Source organism: Escherichia sp. KCJ4928 (assembly GCF_004352695.1).
Taxonomy (GTDB): domain Bacteria; phylum Pseudomonadota; class Gammaproteobacteria; order Enterobacterales; family Enterobacteriaceae; genus ECMA0423.
This window is the reverse complement of the sequence record NZ_SJWV01000643.1, coordinates 1-381: the sequence shown is the minus strand read 5'-3', so window position 1 is coordinate 381 and position 381 is coordinate 1. Positions and strand designations below refer to the sequence as shown.

Below are 381 nucleotides of genomic sequence, written 5' to 3'. Positions count from 1 at the left end.
CGGAGGCGTCTGTCTGCCATCATTCATAGGGGTTATCTCATTCTATGGGCTGAATGCTGCTCAGAATCAGCCTGCTGAGACTGTCAGGGCTGCCGCAGCGGCGACCGGTCGTTTTGCTGTAGCATTCCCGGTGCGTGTGGCACCAGGCAGTGGGTGTTTCATGAAGACGAACGCGCCGCGCTTGTTCTTTGTGGATAAGGAGTCCGGTGTGAGTTTTGATGTTTTTCATGTGCTTTCCGTTTCTTTCCCGGTGACAGCTGTGCCACACATGACGGGGGAATGTAACCTTCGCTATCTTACTGAAAATGTGCCATTTGCAGGAACCGGCGGTCAATCCTGTATGCAGGATTTGTATCACAGTTCCGGATGAGAGGAAGACGT

Annotated in this window: 1 protein-coding gene; it reads left to right on the top strand. The window is 52.8% G+C overall.

The features are described from left to right. A partial coding sequence (locus E0D98_RS28305; RefSeq protein ID WP_240723793.1) for a hypothetical protein occupies positions 1 to 370 on the top strand: 370 nt, incomplete at its 5' end. Positions 371 to 381 lie beyond the last annotated feature (11 nt).